Source organism: Streptomyces sp. NBC_00299, assembly GCF_036173045.1.
GTDB classification, from domain to species: Bacteria; Actinomycetota; Actinomycetes; order Streptomycetales; family Streptomycetaceae; genus Streptomyces; species Streptomyces machairae.
In genome coordinates this window covers 8,334,430-8,352,497 of record NZ_CP108039.1, presented here as the reverse complement: position 1 = coordinate 8,352,497, position 18,068 = coordinate 8,334,430, and the positions used below count along the sequence as shown (strand labels likewise).

Below are 18,068 nucleotides of genomic sequence, written 5' to 3'. Positions count from 1 at the left end.
TTGGCTGCCCGGTCCAGGGCCAGATCGCGGCTGAACCAGAACATGTCGAACGCCGATCGGAGCTCGAACGTGTCCAGTCCCCGCAAGAACCTTCCCGGTACGGATCAGTCACCGACTCCGGAGCCCACCGAACCCGCGCCCACCGACCCCGCGCCCGTCCACCCCGTCGACGAGTCCCGCCCCTTGGGCCGCATCCTCCTCTTCGGGATCCAGCACGTCCTCGTCATGGCCGCCACACCGATTTCGGCTGTCTTTCTGATGAGCGCCTCGCTCGGCCTCGACCCCGGCCTGACCGTCAACCTGCTCTCCGCGGCCTTCGTGCTCTCCGGAGTCGGATCCCTGATCCAATCGCTCGGCCCGTGGAAGTTCGGCCCCCGGCTACCGTTCGTGATGCTGCCCGGGGGTGCGCCGCTCATCCTCTTCCTCGCCATCGCCGAACAGCACGGCCTGCGCACGGCTACCGGCGCGGTGATCCTCACCGCGGCCTTCTGCTTCGTCATACTGCCTGTCTTTTCCCGGTTGTTGGCCTACTTTCCGGCCCTCGTCATCGGCACGATGATCGTCATCGTCGGCGTCAACCTGGTGAAGGTCGGCGCGGTACTCGTCACCGGATCTCCCGGCAGTCCCGGCTTCGCCGACACCACGAATCTCGCGCTCGGCATGGCGACGGTCGGCTTCACCGTCGCCTTCTACCTGCTGTTCACTGGCGTCCTGCGGCAACTCGCCGTCATGCTGGGACTCCTCGCGGGCACCGCGCTGGCCGCTCTCCTCGGCCACCTGGATCTCGGCCACGCCGCCGAGGGCGGCCTGATCACCCTGCCGCCGGTGATGCCGTTCGGCACGCCCCAGTTCAACCTCCTCGCCGCGCTGCCGCTGATGCTCTACAGCCTCGCCTCGATGGCGGAAGCCACCGGCCAGACCGTCGTCAACGCCGAGGCCGTCGGCAAGGAGATCGACCGGCGCACCGCCGTCCCGTCGACCATTCGCGGCGATGCACTCACGTCCCTCTTCGGCGGATTTTTCGGACTGCCGCTGATGGTGACGAGTGGCGAGAACATCGGCATCGTCCGGGTCACGGGTGTTCGCAGCCGTTTCGTCACCGCGGCTGCCGGTACGGTCCTCATCGCCATCGGCTTCCTCGCCCCAGTGACCCACGCGATCAGCGTCGTCCCGTCGGCGGTCGTCGGAGGCACCGCCATGGTCGTCTTCGCGGTCATCACCGTGCTCGGGGTGCAGATGCTCGGCCGCGCCGACCTCGACAGACACACCAACACGTTCATCTGCGCCGTCGCACTCGCGCTCGGACTCCTGCCCATCCTCGTCCCTGGTGTGTACGCGGGCTTCCCGCCGAGCCTCCGCATCCTCCTCGAAAGCGGCGTCGCCGTCGGCGCGTTCGTCGCCGCCGTCCTCAACATCCTCTTCCACCACATCCGGCCAGGCGTCGCCGCGCGCCTGGTCACGAGCTGTACGGAGGCCGACCGATGAACCACAGCACCCGCGAACTCCTCAACAGGCCCGGTCCATTCCTTCTGATACCGGACACCGTCCTGCTCCCGGAGGGACCCGCTGACGGATACGCGGTCGTCGTGGCCGACGGCTCGTTCCATGCCGTGGGCCCCTCGGAGGAGCTCCGACGCACCCATCCGCGCCTGGAGGGCATAAGGTTGCCCGGTCACCTTCTGATGCCCGGTTTCGTCGACGCCCACCACCACCTCACGCAGAGCTTCGGCTCCGCCCTCGCCTTCGGGGAGCCGTCGGAGATCTACCGCCGGGTCTGGGTACCGTTGGAAACCGCTCTGGACGAGGAATCGGCGTACACGGCGGCCAAGTTGGCGGCCTTCGAAGCTCTACGGGGCGGTTTCACGACCGTCGCCGACGCGGGCACCCGCGCCGACGTGGACGTCGATGTCGTCGCCTCCGCCGCGCGTGACGCGGGAATCCGCTGCGTTCTCGGCCTCGTCTGCAACGATGCCGAAGACGTCGCTACAGACGCCGAAGATGCCGATCCTGCCGTCCTCGACCACGCGGACAAGCACCTCGCCCGGTACGCCGACGACCCGCTCGTTCACCCCTCCCTCGCCGTCTCCGTCCCCGAGGCGGCGAGATCCGCGACGCTGCGGCGCGTCGCCCGACTCGCCGCGGAGGCGGGAGCCACACTGCAGATCCACGTCAACGAGCACCTTGCCGGTGTCGAACGCTCCCTGCTACGGCACGGCCTGCGCCCGCTCGAACACCTCCACCACATAGGGGCGTTGGGCCCTCACCTGCTCGCGGCGCACGCCACCCTCCTCACACCCCACGAACTGACCCTGCTCGCCGAGACCGGAACCGCCGTCAGCTACAACCCTGTTGCCAGCGCATGGAAGGGCAACGCCGTCGCTCCCGCCCTGGCGATGGCCGAACGCGGCATCCGCTTCGGCCTCGGCACGGACGGCACCCGTGGTGACGGATTCCGCCTCGCCGAGGCGGCCGAATTCGCCCAGCGGATCGCCTACGGTCTTGCCACCGGCGACTCGTCGTGCGGCGCCGGCTGGACCTGGTTGGAACACGCCACCCGGGGCGGCGCCGACGCCGTCGGCCTCCGTGCCCGAACCGGCGCCATCGCCGAGGGCCTGGCTGCCGACTTCCTCGTCGTCGACGTCACCAACCCCGAACTGGCACTCTCCTGGGACGTGCCCTGGGAACTGGTACGGCGCGGCAACCGAGACCAGATCACCGCCGTGTTCGTCGGCGGCCGGATGCGCCTGTGGCGCGGCCTGCCCACCACCTGGGACGGCCCCGCGCTAGTCCGCCGAGCGGCCGAGCTCGCCCGCCTCTGCGTGGAACGAGCACCCCTCACCCGCGCGCACCCGACGTCCACGGCGGCACGCGAGCGGAGCACCGCCGCGTGAGCCCGCTGACACTGGCCGTCCTTGCCCTCACCGTGGCCGTCGCCGCGTTCGTACAGGGCAGCAGCGGCCTCGGCTTCGCTCTGATCGTCGCGCCCGTGGCCGGGATCCTGGCCCCCGGTCTGCTCCCCGTGTTCGTGCTGGCGGCGATGATCCCGCTCAACATGTACGTCGCCTGGCGCGAGCGGGCCTCGCTCGATCTGCGCGGGGCCGGCTGGATCACCGGCGCGCGACTCGCCGCCACCCCTGGCGGACTGGCGCTGCTCTGGCTGATCCCCGACCGCAGTCTGGGCCTCTTCGTGGGCATCGCCACCGTCCTGGCCGTGGTCGTGAGTCTCACCGCGCCCTCGTTCGCTCCCGGCCGGGCCGCCTACCTCGGCGCGGGCGCGGTGACCGGGCTGACGGAGACGGCAACCGGCGTCGGCGGACCGCCGCTCGCCCTGGTCTACCAGCACCGGCCACCGTCCGAGCTGCGCTCCACCGTCGCCGTCTGCTTCCTCATCGGCGAACTCGCCTCGCTGGCCCTGCTGTTCGCCACAGGGAAGGGGCATCCCGAGGACCTGGGCTGGGCCGCGGCCCTGCTGCCGGCGATCGCCGTCGGCGCGTGGTCGAGTCGCCTGGTGCGCCACCGCATCGACGCGTCCAGGATGCGTGTGTTCGTGCTCGGGTTCGCGCTGGTCTCCGGGTTGGTCCTCATGATCGGGCTGTGACCCGCAGCGATGACGGGCGCGGGATCACCCGGGGCTCGGGCGACGTGACCACCGCGCCGGTGGCAGCGTCGCCGCGCAGCTGTCCCAGCAGCAGCTCCACCGCGTCGGACGCCGCCCGGTCGAGATGAAGGTCGACGGCCGTGAGCCGCGGCTCGCACGTGCGAGCGCGCAGACCGTCGTACCGGGTGACGACCATGACATCGTGGGGTACGGCGCGCCCGCTGTCCTTGATCGCCCGTACCGCACCCACGGCGAAGGCGTCCACCAGGGCACACACGGCGTCGATCCCGGGATACCGGGCAAGCAACTCCGCGCAGACCTCGTAGCCGGCCTGTTCGCCGCCCGCCTCGGGGGCGGTCGCCACGATCGGCGTCCACCCGTGCTCCGCGGAGACCCGCTCGTACGCGGCTCGTGCGTCGACCGCCGCATGCCGTTCCCCGGATCCGATGATCAGCGCCGGTCGTCCGGCGCCCTGCTCGTGCAGGTGGGCGAGCAGCATCTCGGCCACGAGTTCGCCGCGCAGATCGATGTACGGCACCGCGCCGTCCGGCGAGGCGGGCCTGCCGAGCGCCACGTACGGCAGCCCGCGCTCCTTCAGATGGGCCGCCGCCACGTCGTTCACATCCGGCTCCACGACGATCGCTCCGTCGATGTCGACGGATTGCAGGCCTGAACCGGACCGCACGGGGGGTACGAGCACGAGCGCGTAGCCGTGCAGCAGTGCGCTCTCGGCGGCGGCAGCGGCGATCTCCATGTAGAAGCCGAGCCGGGAAGGCCCTGCAGCCACCGCGAACGGCATGGTCGAGGCGAGCGCGATGGCCTTGGCCTGGCCGCGCCGCAGACGCTGAGCCCGCAGGTTGGGCCGGTAACCCAGCTCGGTGGCAACCCGCTTGATGCGCTCCCGGGTCCGGGGGTCGACCTTTCCGAGCCCGTTGAGGGCGTGTGACACCGTGGTGCGCGAGACTCCGGCGGCACGGGCGACGTCGGCGATCGTCGGTGGTCTGGAGCCGGCCCCGGAAATGGGCATCTCCATCGCTCCTCACGCGCTCGGGGACAGATGATGCCTCTATCTTCGCCGACGCGAGCCGCACCCGCGTCGACCGGTTCAGCGGTTGATCGGCAGGCTGGTGCCTGGCGACATCTGCGAGAGCCGGGCCGGGGTACCACGGGGCCTGGTCGGAGTTGCGGAATCTACGCCGGGCGCGGCTCGCCAGGCGGGGGTGAAGTCGGGAAGCCTGCCTGGTACAGGGGCCGGCCATCCCCGGGTACGGCCCGTCCGACGCGTTCGATCAAGCTCAGGAAGCGAGCGGTGTGTGGGTACCGAAGGAGCGTTGGTGGTACGTGAGGGGGCTGGAGTCCACCGGGGGTACCTCGCCCGGTTCGACCGAGACGACCTGGGCGAGCAGGACGGTGTGGTCTCCGGCGAGGACGTAGTCGTCGGCCTCGGCGGCGATCCAGGCCGCCGAGCCCGGCAGGCGGGGCCGGTCCTGGCTCGGCGACCAGGTCACGCCGTCGAACTTGTCCGGTCCGGAACGGGCAAAGGTGGTGGCGAGATCCGCCTGGTGAGCACCCAGGATGTTGAGACCGAAGCGTCCGGTGCCGCGGATGACCTCCAGCAGCCGGGAGCGGTTGTACAGGCACACCAGCACCATCGGGGGCGTCAGGGACAGTGAGCCGAAGGCGCTGACCGTGGTGCCGTGCGGGCGGGGGCCGTCCATCGCGGTGACCACGGCGACCGGGGTGGCGACGGTGGCCATGGCGTCGCGGAACGCTTGCGGGGTGATGGTGCCGGGTGGCTGGGGAGTGGGCATGACCGGGCCGTTCCTGTGACGACAAGAGCTCAAGGGCGGTTGATCAGGTGATGGGCCATGCCGGCGACGGTGGGCGACTCGAAGAGGGAGCGGATGTCGAGGTCGACGCCGAAGACCGAGCGGATGCGCTCGGTGAGCCGGATGCCCAGGAGCGAATCCCCGCCCACGCGGTAGAAGTTGTCGTGGATGCCGATCCCGGGAAGGCCGAGCACCTCCGCGAACAGGGCGCGCAGGAGTTCCTCCTGCGGGGTGCGCGGGGCGGCGGAGGTGGTGCGCGGGAGTGGGTCCGGGAGCGCCCTGCGGTCGAGCTTGCCGCTTGGTGACAGCGGCAGCGCGTCGAGCACCGTGAACGTCGACGGGATCATGTGCTCCGGGAGGTGCCGTGCCGCGTCGCGGCGGACCTCCTCCGCGAACAGGTCCGGGTCCGAGGGGAGCCCCCGGCCGGGGCGGGGCACGGCGGCCGGCCGGGCGGGGCCGTCCGGTGCGTCTTCGGGACGGCGGGCGTACAGGGTGACCAGTCCGGTGCCCTTGAGGAGGGGCGCCGTCTCGACCTCGACGGCGTAGCCGTGCGCGGTGAGCCGGTCCTTGACGCGGGCCACCCGGTCGCCCACGTCGTGTGCCTCGATCGCCAGCTGTCCGATGAGGGGCCAGTGCGCGTCGTCGATACCGTTCAGGACCTCGAGTTCGCTCTTCTCCGCGTCGATCTTCAGCAGGTCGACTCGGTCCACTCCGGTCTCGCGGATGACGTCGGACAGCGTCCGCAGCCGGCAGACCACCTCCTCGTGCCGCAGCCGCTCGGTGAGCAGCACGTCGAGGTCCGCCTCGGCTCCGGGCGCGTCGAGGCCCCTCGACGAGAGGTCGTTGCGTACGTACGCCTCCACGACGCCACGCTCCTGCGCCGTGTCGCCGAACCGCCCGGACATGATGGACAGGCCCGGGTAGTAGGTGAACGTCGCCGTGTCCTCCTTCTCACCGATGCCGCACGGGTACAGCCGGACGTCGGCGCCGTGGATACGAGTGTTCAGCTCCAGCAGACGGAACAGCTCGGGGATGGGTTCGAAGGCGTGGACGACGGCGCCCGGGAAGGACCGGGCGACCTCGAGGGTGAACAGCCCGATGTGCGCACCGACGTCGAACACGCAGGCGTCCGGCGGCAGGGTGATGCCGTTGCGGAGGTACTCGCGGCCCTCGAAGATCTCCTGGTAGACGAAGTCCGTCTCGGCGTGATTGCCCGAGGCGATGAGCATGCCGTTGGGCAGTGTGTGCCGCTCGTCGGCGCCGAGCAGGCCCTGGCGTTCGAACCGGCACACCCGCAGCAGGGGGCCCGCCTCGCGGGCGTCCGGGACGAGGTAGGCGGCCAGTCGCGCGCCGCCCGTCTCGTCCGGCCGGGCCACCACCGCGGCTGCGCCCACGCCGGGCAGGCCGGCCAGCACGGTCTCCACCTCTCCCAGTTCGACGCGCATGCCCCGCACCTTGACCTGGTGGTCGGTCCGGCCGACGTACTCGATGACTCCGTCGGGGCGCGGGCGGGCGAGGTCGCCGGTGCGGTACATGCGGCTGCCGGGCGGCCCGTACGGGTCGGGCACGAAACGGTCCGCGGTGAGGTCCGGTCGGTTGACGTAACCGCGGGCCAGCTGGACACCGGTGATGTGGAGCTCGCCGGTGGCCCCGGGTTCCACCGGCCGCAGATCGGTGTCGAGGACACGGAGGCCGGTGTTCCACACGGGCCGGCCGATGGGGACCGCCCCCGGCGGGTCGTCCGCCCGGCACTGCCAGTGGGAGACGTCGACGGCCGCCTCCGTGGGGCCGTACAGGTTGTGCAGCTCGGCGCCCCCGAGGACGGGGAAGAAGCGGTCGCGCAGTTCGCCGGGGAGGGCCTCTCCGCTGGCGAAGACCCTGCGCAGGCCGGTGCACGCGGCCGCCGCGGGTTCGTCGAGGAACAGCCTGAGCATCGACGGCACGAAGTGGACGGTCGTCACCTGCCGGGACCGGATCAGCTCCGCGAGGTACCGCGGGTCCCGGTGCCCGCCGGGCGCGGCCAGGACGAGGCGGGCGCCGACGCTCAGCGGCCAGAAGAACTCCCACACGGAGACGTCGAAGTCCGCCGGGGTCTTCTGGAGTACCCCGTCGTCGGCGCCGAGCGGGTACCGGTCCTGCATCCACCGCAGCCTGTTGACGATGGCCCGATGCGGTACGGCGACGCCCTTGGGCCGTCCGGTCGACCCCGAGGTGTAGATCACGTACGCGGTGTTCAGCGGGTGCGGCGGAGGCAGGGGGTGGTCCCCCGCCGTGTCCCGTGCCGACAGCTCCCGGATGTCGTCGGCGGTCAGCACCGTCAGGGGCCGCGCGTCCTCGGCCATGAGCGCGACCCGTTCGGCCGGATGCCCCGGGTCGAGCGGCAGGTAGGCCGCCCCCGTCCTGTGGACCGCGTACAGGGCGACGACGAGTTCCACCGAGCGCGGCACACTCACCGCGACGACGGTCTCCGGCCCGGCGCCGAGGGCCGCCAGAGCACGGGCCAGCCGGTCCGTCCGGGCGTCCAGTTCGGCGTAGGTCAGTACGGTGCCGTCGGCGACGATCGCGACCGCGTCGGGCGTTCTGGCCACCTGCGCCGAGAAGAGCTCGGGCAGGGTGGTCGGCGGATTGTGCACGCTGTCCCCCATGATGTCGCTTCCCTTACGGTCTGGCGGGCCGCTGTGCCGCACCGAGGACGGCGTGCGGCGACCGCACCGGCAGGTCGTAGCGTCGCCGGACGCTGGTACCGAGCCTGCCGACGTCGGCGCCGTACACGTGCAGGGAGACGGTCAGGCCGTCGGTCGCGCTGCGGACCTCGTGGATGTCCCCCGGCGGTGAGAGGTGGGCGACGGTGCCGATGTGGTTGACGGTGACGTCGACGGGGACGAGGTGCGGTGAGCCGTCCTCGTCGACGAGCCGGTAGCGGATCTCCTCCTCGGCCCCCCGGTGGACGCCGATCACACACCAGCAGACGTGGTCGTGGATCGGGGTGCGCTGACCGGGCAGCCACACGAGGGCGACGACGGAGAACGTGCCGTCCGGCTCGATGTGCAGAACGTGCTGCTTGTACGCGGTGGGGTCGGCGGCCAGCTGCTCCTCGGTCAGCAGGTCGTCGTGGCGCAGATGGGCGGCGACGATGTCCGCGGCCCGCCGGCCCGGCTGTTCGGGCCGGCCGGCGGACGGGGCGCGCAGCGCCTCGCGGATCTCCCTGACGAGGACGTCCAGGCGCGATCCCCTGGGGGAGGGAGCGGGCATCGTGCTCCTTTCGTACGGCGCCCGGCGTTCCGGCGGGGAGCGCCGGGGACCACCGGCCGGTGAGGGATTGCGGTGTCGTCTCGGGTGCGCTGCGGCCCGTGCCCGTGCGGGACGGGCCGATCGCCCGATCAGGTCTGGCGGCGTGCGCGGGCGCGGGCCATCCGGTTCTGCTGGTGCTGGCGGCGTGAGTGGGCCCGGCTCTTGACCTGTTCGATCGTGTGCCCTGCCGCCTCGGCCGGTTCGGCGTCGTCCCCGTCGATCAACCGGGCGAGACCGGCGACGGTGAGCACCTCGTACAGTTGCGCCACCGTGAGTGAGGCGCCCAGGGACTTGTTGACGGTCGCCACGAGCTGAATGGCGATCAGAGAGCCGCCGCCGAGATCGAAGAAGCTGTCGTTGACGCCGACTTGGTCGATGCCGAGCAGGTCCTGCCACGCCTTGCACAGCTGCCGCTGGGTCTCTCCCTTCGGCGGGGCGTAGGCGCTGGGGACCTCCGGGCGGGGGTGAAGGGTGTGCGGTGCGCCGAGTCCGGCGAGCCGTTCGTCGCCCCCGGCGTCCGCGCCGAGTACGAAAGCCTGCTCGATCAGGGCGTTGACGTCCACGGGTGACACGATCAGCTGGGGTTCGGGCGACGAGGACAGGACGCGTTCCAGCGCTTCCAGGGCCTGTGCCGACGCCATGCCGCGCTCCGCGACATCCTTGCCGCGGATCTCCGCCAGCGCGTCCGGAAGGTCCGTCGCGACGGCCATGCCCGCCTCCTTCCACGGCCCCCAGTCGACGGTGAGGACCCGGCGTTCGGCCGCGTGGGAGTGGGCGTGGGCGTCGAGGAAGCTGTTGGCGGCGACATAGTCGGCCAGGCCGAAGTCACCGACGTGGGCGGCGTTGGAGCCGAAGAGGAACAAGAAGTCGGGCCACCGGCCTGCCAGCGCCTGTTCGAGGTGGAGGGTTCCGAGCACCTTGGGGCCCATGACCTGGGCGGCCTTCTCCGGAGTGCCGAGCTGGACGAGGCCGCCGCCCGCCAGGCCGGCCGCGTGGAAGGCTCCGTGGACGCCTCCCCACCGCTCCACGACGGCGGAGACGGCCGCCTCGACCTGGTCGTGGTCGCAGACGTCGGCGGTCAGCAGCATCACCTCGGCGCCCCGCCGCCGGAGGGCGCGTACCTTCTCGATGATCTCGGTGGTCCTGCCGCCGTCCGGCTGCGCGAGCCGGCGGTCCCACTCCTCCTCCGGGGGGACCGGGGTGCGGGCGAGCAGGGCCAGTCTCCGGCCGGGGCGGGCGAGGTGCTCCGCCAGGGCGAGCCCGAGCCCGCCGGTTCCGCCGGTGATCAGGTAGACACCGTCGTCGCGCAGAGCGGACGGGGTGCTGTCCGAGGGCGGCAGCGGCGCGGGGACGTAGGTCTGCGACCAGCGGTGCGGTCCCCGGTAGGCGACGGCGGCGTGCCCGGGCGGCACGGAGAACTCGCGCAGCAGCTGGTCGGCGGCGCGCTCGACCGGCTCGCCGTCCAGGACGATGTCCACGCTGCGGCAGGCGAGACCGGGGTGTTCGCGCGGGATGACACGGACGGGGCCGAGCAGGGTGGACTTGAGCGGCGAGAGCCGTTCGGTGCCGAGGACCCGGTGCAGACCGTCGCTGACGACCCAGATGTCGCAGTCCGGTTGGTCGGAGTGGCTGTTGAGTGCCTGGGCCAGGAGCAGCAGCCCGTCGAAGGCGCGGCGGGCGGCGGCGAACCCGGCGGCGGGGCCGGCGTCCGGTTGGGGGGTGGCGCCGGTGACGTTCCAGCAGTGGGCGATACGGGTGGGCAGCTGGTCCTGCGCGCGCAGCTCCCGCAACAGGCGTGTGTAGTGGTCCGGATCGGCGGGGTCGATCGTGAATCGGCCGGAGGCCTGCGTCCACTGGTCTCCCGCGGACACGGTCGTCACCCGGGCGCCGTCGCGGCGCAGCCGGGCCGTCAGGGCCTCGGCCAGCCCCCGGCCGTCGTCGAAGACGAGCCAGCATCGGCCGGCGGGAGATGCCGGCGCCTGGGGCAGTACGGTGCGTTCCCAGGACGGGGCCTGGATCCAGTCGGCGACGTCGGCCCGGCGGGCCGCCGGGGTACGCAGGGCCGGTTCGGTCTGCCGGTCCAGCCAGTACCGCTTCCCCTGGAACGGGTAGGTGGGCAGGGCGACCTTGCGGCGCCGCCCGCCGTGGCGCGGCTCGTGGAAGGCGGCCCAGTCGGGTTCGCCGCCGGCGAGCCACAGTTGGCCGAGGGCGCGCTGCGCCGCCTCCACCGGGTGCCGTTTGTCCTGGCGGTGCGGCAGGGTGGAGGTGACCAGCCGGGGGGCCTCGCCGGTGACGACGCGCCGGGCGAGGCTGGTGAGCGTCTGGCCGGGGCCGACCTCCAGGAAGACGAGGTCGGGTTCCTCCGCGAGGGTGCGCACACCGGCGTCGAACTCCACCGGGGCCAGTACGTGCCGGCCCCAGTACGCCGGATCGCGGGCCTCGTCGTCCGTGATCCAGGTGCCCGTGGTGTTGGACACGAACCTGGTGCGGGGCGCCTGTCTCGGTACGGCCGCGACGGCGGCGACGAACCGGTCGACCATGGGCTGCATCATCGGCGAGTGGAAGGCGTGCGAGGTGCTGACGGGGCGGGTGGCGACGCCCCGCTCCGAGAGCAGCGCGGCGAACGCCGCCACGGCGGTGTGGCCGCCGGAGACGACGCAGTCCTTGGGCCCGTTGTGGGCCGCCAGAAAGACGTCGGCCGGCAGCAGGGACTCGACGGTGGCCCGGTCGGCGACGACGCTGAGCATCGCCCCGGTCGGCTGCTCCTGCATCAGTCGCCCGCGCAGCGCCACCAGGGCGAGGGCGTCCTGCGGAGTGAACACTCCCGCGAGGCAGGCCGCGACGAGTTCTCCCAGGCTGTGGCCGAGCAGGGCGGCGGGTTCGACGCCCCATGACGCCCAGAGCCGTGCCAGGGCGTATTCGAGGACGAAGAGGGCCGGCTGGGCGAGCCTGGTCCGGTCGAGTTCGGCGGCGGTCTCGGACCGCTCCGTGTCGAGCAGCAGGTCCAGCAGGCCCGCGTCGGCGTCGCCGCGGGAGGCCAGTTCCTTCAGGCAGAGGTCCACAGCGTCGCGGAAGACCGGCTCGTGCGCGTAGAGCTCCCTGGCCATGCCGGGGTACTGACCACCCTGCCCGCTGAGGAGGAAGGCGACGCGCGGGGGCGTGCCGCCGCTCTCGCCGGTCGTCACCCGCGCCGGGTCCCGTGCCTCCAGGGCGGCGGCGAGTGACGCGGCGTCGGGGCCGGTGACGGCGCGGCGCACCGGGAAGCGGTGCCGGCCCGTCGCGGCGGTGTACGTGACGTCGGTGAGCCGTGCCTGTCCTCGGCGCAGGCGCGCGGCCATCGCGTCGCTGAGCTCCTCCAGCGCCGCGTGGTTGCGCGCGGACAGCACGAGGAGGTGCGAGGGGTGTCCGGGCCGGGCGTCCTCCCCGGCGTCCGGCCGGCCCTGCGGGGGGCCCTCCTGGAGGACGACGTGGGCGTTGGTGCCGCCGAAGCCGAAGGCGCTGACTCCGGCCAGGCGCGGTGTGCCCGAGCGCGGCCACGGTGCCGTGTCCCGCTGGACGGTGAACGGTCCGGCGGCGAAGTCGATGTCCGGGTTGGGGGATTGGAAGTGCAGAGTGCGGGGCAGCGTCTCGTGCCACATGGCCAGGACCGTCTTGATGAGCCCCGCGATACCCGCGGCGGCGTCCAGGTGGCCGAAGTTCGACTTGAGCGACCCGAGGGCGACCGTGGCGGGCGGCACGCCCTCGTAGGCCTTCGTGAGGGCGCGGACCTCGATCGGGTCCCCGAGCGAGGTGCCGGTACCGTGCGCCTCGACGTAGCCGATCGCGGCCGGTTCCGTGCCGGCGTCGCGCAGCGCGTCCGCGATCACCCTGGCCTGGCCGGCGACGGTGGGGGCGGTGAAGCCGACCTTGACCGCCCCGTCGTTGTTGACGGCCGAACCCTTGATGACGGCGTAGACGGTGTCACCGTCGGCGAGGGCGTCGTCGAGGCGCTTGAGCACCACGGCACCCGCGCCGCTGCCGAACAGGGTTCCGGCCGCGCGGGCGTCGAAGGGGCGGCAGTGTCCGTCCGGGGAGACGAACGAGCCTTCCTGGTGGAAGTAGCCGCGCTCCTGTTCCAGGTTGAGGAAGACACCGCCGGAGAGCGCCATGTCGCACTCGCGCTCGCGCAGCGAGCGGCAGGCCAGGTGTACGGCGACCAGGGACGTGGAGCACGCGGTGCGCAGCGAGACGCTGGGGCCCCGCAGGTCGAGCTTGTAGGAGACCCGGGTGGACAGGAACCCCAGCTCGTTGCCGAGGAGGATCTGTGTGCCGCCGGTGGTCTCGACGATCTCGGGATGGGAGTAGACGTGGGCCAGGTAGCCGTTGCTGCCGGCACCGGCGAACACGCCGATGTCCCCGTCGAACCGGGCGGGGTCGTGCCCGGAGTGCTCCAGCGCCTGCCACGCCGTCTCCAGGAAGACCCGGTGCTGCGGGTCCATGATCTCCGCCTCGCGGGCCGTGTAGCCGAAGAACTCGGCGTCGAACATGTCGATGCCGGGCAGGCAGGCGCCGGCGCGTACGAAGTTCGGCTGGTCGAGGTGGTCCGGTGCGGCGCCCGCGGCGAGGAGCTGTTCGTCCGTGAAGAAGGAGACGCTCTCCACGCCGTCGCGTACGTTCGCCCAGAACTCGTCCAGGTCACGGGCGCCGGGGAAGCGTCCCGCCATGCCGACGATCGCGATGTCCCGGTCCAGGCTCATGCGAGCTCCCCGATCAGGCCGGCCAGCGAGCGGATGGTGGGGCCCTCGTACACGACGGTCAGCGGGACGGCGATGCCGAGGCCGCTGCGCAGCCGGTGCACCACCTGCAGGCCGAGCAGGGAACTGCCGCCCAGTTCGAAGAAGTTGTCCTGTACTCCGACCGCCTCGATGCCGAGCAGTTCCTCCCAGATGGCGGCGAGCCGGCGTTCCAGGTCGGTCGCCGGGGCCACGTACGGATTGCGCAGGCTGGGGCGGGCGTGGCGCTGTTCCACCGCCGTCGTGTCCCGGACGGGTGCGGACCACTGCCGGACGCGCTCGTTGAGGTCGGTCGTGGAGGCGATGACCTGGGGGCGGGCCGCCGCGTCGAGGAGGCGTTCGAAGACGGCGCGTCCCTCGTCCGGGTCGAGGGCGACCTGGTGGACGGCGGCGCCGATGCCGGCTTCCGCGCCGGCGTCGCCGGGGAAGTGCCACGCCTCCCAGTTGAGCGACGTCCACCGGGGGCGGCCGGGACGTGGCTCGCGCCGGGCGAAGGAGTCGAGGAAGGCGTTGGCGGCGGCGTAGGCGGTGAACCCGAGTCCGCCGAGCAGGGCCGCGACGGAGGAACAGAGCACCGCGAAGTCGAGGGGCTGTCCCTCCAGGGCCCGGTCGAGCACGTGCACGCCGTGCAGTTTCGGCCCGAAGTGGCGGGCGCAGTCGTCGTCCGTCATGTCGGCGAGCACCTGGTGGGCGGCCGGTCCCGTGGTGCCCGCGGCGTGGATGACGCCGTTGACGGGGCCGCACTCCTGGACGGCCTTGTCCACCGCGGCGGCGACCGCGTCGGGGTCGGCCACGTCGGTGGCGGAGATGACGACCGTGGCGCCCATGGCCTCCAGTTCGCGCACGGCGGCGACGGCCGCGGCGGTGGCGGGGTCGTGCTCGCCGTCCCACGCGCCGCGGTCGGGCAGGCCCGTACGCCCCATCAGAACCAGGTGCGCGCCGGGCGCGCGGGTGGCGATGGCGCGGGCGAGGACCAGTCCGATCTTGCCCAGGCCGCCGGTGATCAGGTAGACGCCGCCGGGGCGCAGCACGCCCCCGGTGCGCGCCGTCAGCGGCGCCGGTACGAGGACCTGGCGCCAGCGCGTCGTGCCGCGCAGCGCGACGATCCCGCTGTCCGCCTCGTCGGCGAGTTCCGCGAGGACCCGGTCCGCGAGGCCGGTCGTGTCTGTCGGGACAGGCACGTCGATCTGGGCGCAGCGCAGGGAGGGGTACTCCTGGGGGGCGACCTTGCACACACCCTGGACGGTGGCCTTGACGGGGTTCACGGGCTCGTCGCCGAGCACCGAGTACGTCTCGCTCGACAGCACGGTCCAGTGCTGCTCGCCCACCATCAGTTCGGGCTCGCACGCGCGGGCCCACCGCACGAGGCTGTGGAAGCCGCGCTCCAGGGTCTCCTCGGCCGCCGCGCGGTCGTCCGTCGCGGGGCTCGGGTCGACGGCCCAGCAGTGCACCACGCGGTCGGGGAGGGCCCCCTGGCCGCGCAGGCTCTCGGCGAGTCTGCCGTAGTGGCCCGGGTCGGCGGGGTTCATGACGTACCGGCCGGGACCGTCCTCCTGCCAGGCGGGTCCCGTGCTGACGGTCACGACGGGAGCGCCCAGCGCGGAGAGCCGGGCGGCGACGTCGCCGCCGAGGCCGCCGTCGTCCGCGAACACGAGCCATCGGTGGCCGTCCGCCGCGAGGGTGGTGTCCTCCACGGGAGCGACCCGCTGCCAGGAGGTGTCGTAGAACCAGTCGTCCATCCCGGCCCGTTCCCCGGAGACGGCCGGGTGCCGGTCGCGCCGGTCGGCGTCGAGCCAGTACCGGGTGCGGGCGAACGGGTAGGAGGGCAGCACCACCCGGCGGCGCGGGGTGTGCGCGTGCAGGCCCGCCCAGTCGGGGGTGACTCCGGCGAGCCACAGCCGGCCGAGTGCCCGGAGCGCGGCCGCCCGGTCGGACTCGGCGGTGAACGCGTCGGGCAGCGACGGGACGACGACCCGGTCCGCGACCTCCGCGCTCGCCGGGTGCTGCATCGCCCCCGACGTCAGCGCCCGGCCGGGGCCGACCTCGACGAGGACGACGTCCTCCACGCCCCACAGGGTGCGCATGCCGTCGGCGAAGCGAACCGGCAGCCGTACGTGCCGGGCCCAGTAGCCGGGGTCCGTCGCCTCCTCCGCGGTGATCCACGTGCCGGTGATGTTGGAGACGAACGGGATGGCCGGCGGGCTCAGCCGGACCCGGCGCACGGCCTCGGCGTACGGCTCGACCACCGGGTCCATCATCGGGGAGTGGAACGCGAACCGGGTGTTGAGCCGCCGCGAGACCACCCCGGCCGTCTCCAGCGCGGCGGTCACCCGGTCGATCGCCTCGGGCGGTCCTGCCAGCACGCAGGTGCGCGGATCGTTGACGGCTGCCACGGACACCTCGTCGGTGAGGTGGCGCGCGACCTCCTCCTCGGTGAGCGGTACGGCCACCATGGCGCCCTCGCCGCAGGCGGAGATCAGCCGGGCTCGCTCCACGACCAGGCGCAGGGCGTCCGGCAGGGAGAACACCCCGGCCAGGCACGCGGCGACGTACTCACCGAGGCTGTGGCCGATCATCGCCTCGGGGACGATGCCCCAGGCGCGCCACAGCCGGGCCAGCGCGTACTCGACGGCGAACACGGCCGGGTAGCCGAGCGTGGGCTGGTCGAGGGGGTGGTCGCTGACGCGGGGCGCCATCAGCATGCGCCGCAGGTCCGGCTTTCCGTCGCCCTCGGAGCGGCGCGCGGCCGCCCGGTCGAAGACGACCTCGCGGATGTCCCGGCCGAGGAGCGGGTCGAGGATCAGGGCGCACTCGTCGAGTGCCTCCCGGAAGGCGGGCTCGGTCGCGTAGAGACGCTCCGTCATCATCGGGTACTGCTCGCCGAAGCCGCTGAACATGAAGGCGACGGGGCGGTGTCCGTCCCCGGTGCGGGCGGCGCTGAGGACCCGCCCGTCGTCGCGGGCGTCCAGGGCGTCGAGGGCCTCCGCCGGGCCGGACGCGACGAGCACCCGGCGGTGGTGGAACGGCCTGCGTCCCGTCTGGAGGGTGAACGCCAGGTCGCCCAGGGGGGTTTCAGGGTGTTCGCGCAGATGGTCCGCGAGCCGGTCGGACATCGCCTCCAGGGCGGTGTCGCTGCGGGCGGACAGGACGATCAGCTGCTCTTCGGCCGCGAGATCGGCCGCGGGCTCGGGCTTGGGACGGTCCGGGGCCTGTTCCAGGACGACGTGCGCGTTGGTGCCGCCCAGTCCGAAGGAGCTCACTCCGGCGCGGCGCGGGCCGTCGGTGACGGGCCAGGGCACGAGCTCGGTGTTGACGAAGAACGGGCTGTCGGCCAGGGCGATGCGTGGGTTGGGCCGCTTGAAGTGGAGGGTGGGCGGGATCTGGCCGTGCTCGACGGCACTGACGGCCTTGATCAGTCCCGCGATGCCGGAGGCCGCGTCGAGGTGGCCGATGTTGGTCTTCACGGCGCCGAGGGCGCAGAAGTTGCGCTGGTCGGTGCCGGCGCCGAACGCCGCGGTGAGCGCGGCGAACTCGATGGGGTCGCCCAGGGACGTGGCGGTGCCGTGCGTCTCGACGTACCCGACGGTCTCGGGCTCCACGTCGGCGTTGGCCAGGGCGGTGGTGATGACCGACGCCTGGGAGTCGGCGCTGGGCGCGGTGAACCCGATGCGCCGGTCACCGTCGTTGTTGAGGGCGGCGCCCTTGATGACGGCGTGGATGTGGTCCCCGTCGGCCAGGGCGTCCCCGAGCCGCTTGAGGACGACCATGCCGACGCCGTTGCCGCCGACGGTGCCCCGGGCGTCGGCGTCGAAGGAGCGGCAGTAGCCGTCCGGCGAGAAGATGCCGTCCTCGGCGTAGAGGTAGCCCTTGTGCTTGGAGTCGTCGGCGGCGACACCCCCGGCGAGGGCCATGTCGCACTGGAAGGAGAGCAGGGCCTGGCAGGCCAGGACGACCGAGACCAGGGAGGTGGAACAGGCCGACTGGACGTTGACGCTGGGGCCTTCGAGACCGAGCTTGTACGACACGCGGGAGGCCAGGAAGTCGCCGCTGTTGCCGATCATGACCTGGCTGCCGCCCAGCATGTCGGCCGCCCGGCGGTTCGCCGCCACGTTGAACATCAGATACGTGTTGGTGCCGGCGCCGGCGTAGACGCCGACCAGCCCGTCGTAGCGGGCCGGGTCGTGGCCGGCCTTCTCCAGCGCGCCCCAGGCGCATTCGAGCAGCAGCCGGTGCTGGGGGTCCATCAGTTCCGCCTCGCGCGGCGAGTAGCCGAAGAACTCCGCGTCGAAGCTGTCGATGTCGGCCAGCTCGTTGGCCGCCGGCACGTACAGCGGGTCGCGAGCCGTCCGCGGGTCGACACCGCGTTTGAGCAGCTCGTCCTCGGACAGGAAGGTGACCGCGCACTTTCCGTCTCGTATGTTGCGCCAGAAGGCGTCGACGTCCGGGGCCTGCGGAAACCGGCCCTCCATGCCGATCACCGCGATGTCCAGGCTCTCCGCGTACTCGTCGAACTGCTGGTCTGTCATCGGTCTCCCGTCCCCGCAGCGAGCATGTGTGTCTTCCCCGTCCTCGGACCCC

The 18,068-nt window shown here is 72.5% G+C and carries 8 protein-coding genes and 1 pseudogene; 3 read left to right on the top strand and 6 right to left on the bottom strand.

All coding sequences use genetic code 11. From position 1 onward, the window contains the following. Positions 1-69 precede the first annotated feature (69 nt). The 3 genes from OHT51_RS37110 to OHT51_RS37100 are packed head-to-tail and all read left to right on the top strand — an operon-like array spanning position 70 to position 3,598. Positions 70-1,485, top strand: coding sequence for a uracil-xanthine permease family protein (locus OHT51_RS37110; protein WP_328883272.1), 1,416 nt, complete (start codon positions 70-72; stop codon positions 1,483-1,485). Continuing rightward, positions 1,482-2,891 (top strand): amidohydrolase family protein, encoded by a 1,410-nt coding sequence (locus OHT51_RS37105; RefSeq protein WP_328883271.1) that lies wholly within the window; start codon positions 1,482-1,484, stop codon positions 2,889-2,891. The genes OHT51_RS37110 and OHT51_RS37105 overlap by 4 nt, the downstream gene beginning before the upstream one ends. Continuing rightward, complete coding sequence (locus tag OHT51_RS37100; RefSeq protein WP_328883270.1) at positions 2,888-3,598, top strand: sulfite exporter TauE/SafE family protein; 711 nt, start codon at positions 2,888-2,890, stop codon at positions 3,596-3,598. The genes OHT51_RS37105 and OHT51_RS37100 overlap by 4 nt, the downstream gene beginning before the upstream one ends. Here the strand turns inward: OHT51_RS37100 and OHT51_RS37095 are convergent. From OHT51_RS37095 to OHT51_RS37070, 6 genes and pseudogenes are all read right to left on the bottom strand, one after another. Next, the gene (locus OHT51_RS37095; RefSeq protein WP_328883269.1) at positions 3,582-4,625 is read right to left on the bottom strand and encodes a LacI family DNA-binding transcriptional regulator; all 1,044 of its coding nucleotides are present in this window, start codon (positions 4,623-4,625) and stop codon (positions 3,582-3,584) included. The two genes, OHT51_RS37100 and OHT51_RS37095, sit on opposite strands and share 17 nt — an antisense overlap. A gap of 268 nt (positions 4,626-4,893) precedes the next feature. Then, the gene (locus OHT51_RS37090; RefSeq protein WP_328883268.1) at positions 4,894-5,409 is read right to left on the bottom strand and encodes a flavin reductase family protein; all 516 of its coding nucleotides are present in this window, start codon (positions 5,407-5,409) and stop codon (positions 4,894-4,896) included. Between the two features lie 29 nt (positions 5,410-5,438). After that, a pseudogene (locus tag OHT51_RS37085) lies at positions 5,439-8,051 on the bottom strand (amino acid adenylation domain-containing protein); the annotation flags it as partial. 34 nt (positions 8,052-8,085) lie between these two features. Next, positions 8,086-8,679 carry a cysteine dioxygenase family protein gene (locus tag OHT51_RS37080; RefSeq protein ID WP_328883267.1) on the bottom strand — a complete coding sequence of 198 codons (594 nt, stop codon included), beginning with the start codon at positions 8,677-8,679 and terminating at the stop codon, positions 8,086-8,088. A 128-nt stretch (positions 8,680-8,807) separates the two neighbouring features. Beyond that, a complete protein-coding gene (locus OHT51_RS37075; RefSeq protein WP_328883266.1) occupies positions 8,808-13,454 on the bottom strand; it encodes a type I polyketide synthase in 4,647 nt (1,548 codons plus the stop codon). Further along, entirely contained in the window at positions 13,451-18,016 is a 4,566-nt protein-coding gene (locus OHT51_RS37070; protein WP_328883265.1) for a type I polyketide synthase, read from the bottom strand. Before OHT51_RS37070 ends, OHT51_RS37075 begins: the two co-directional genes overlap by 4 nt. Positions 18,017-18,068 lie beyond the last annotated feature (52 nt).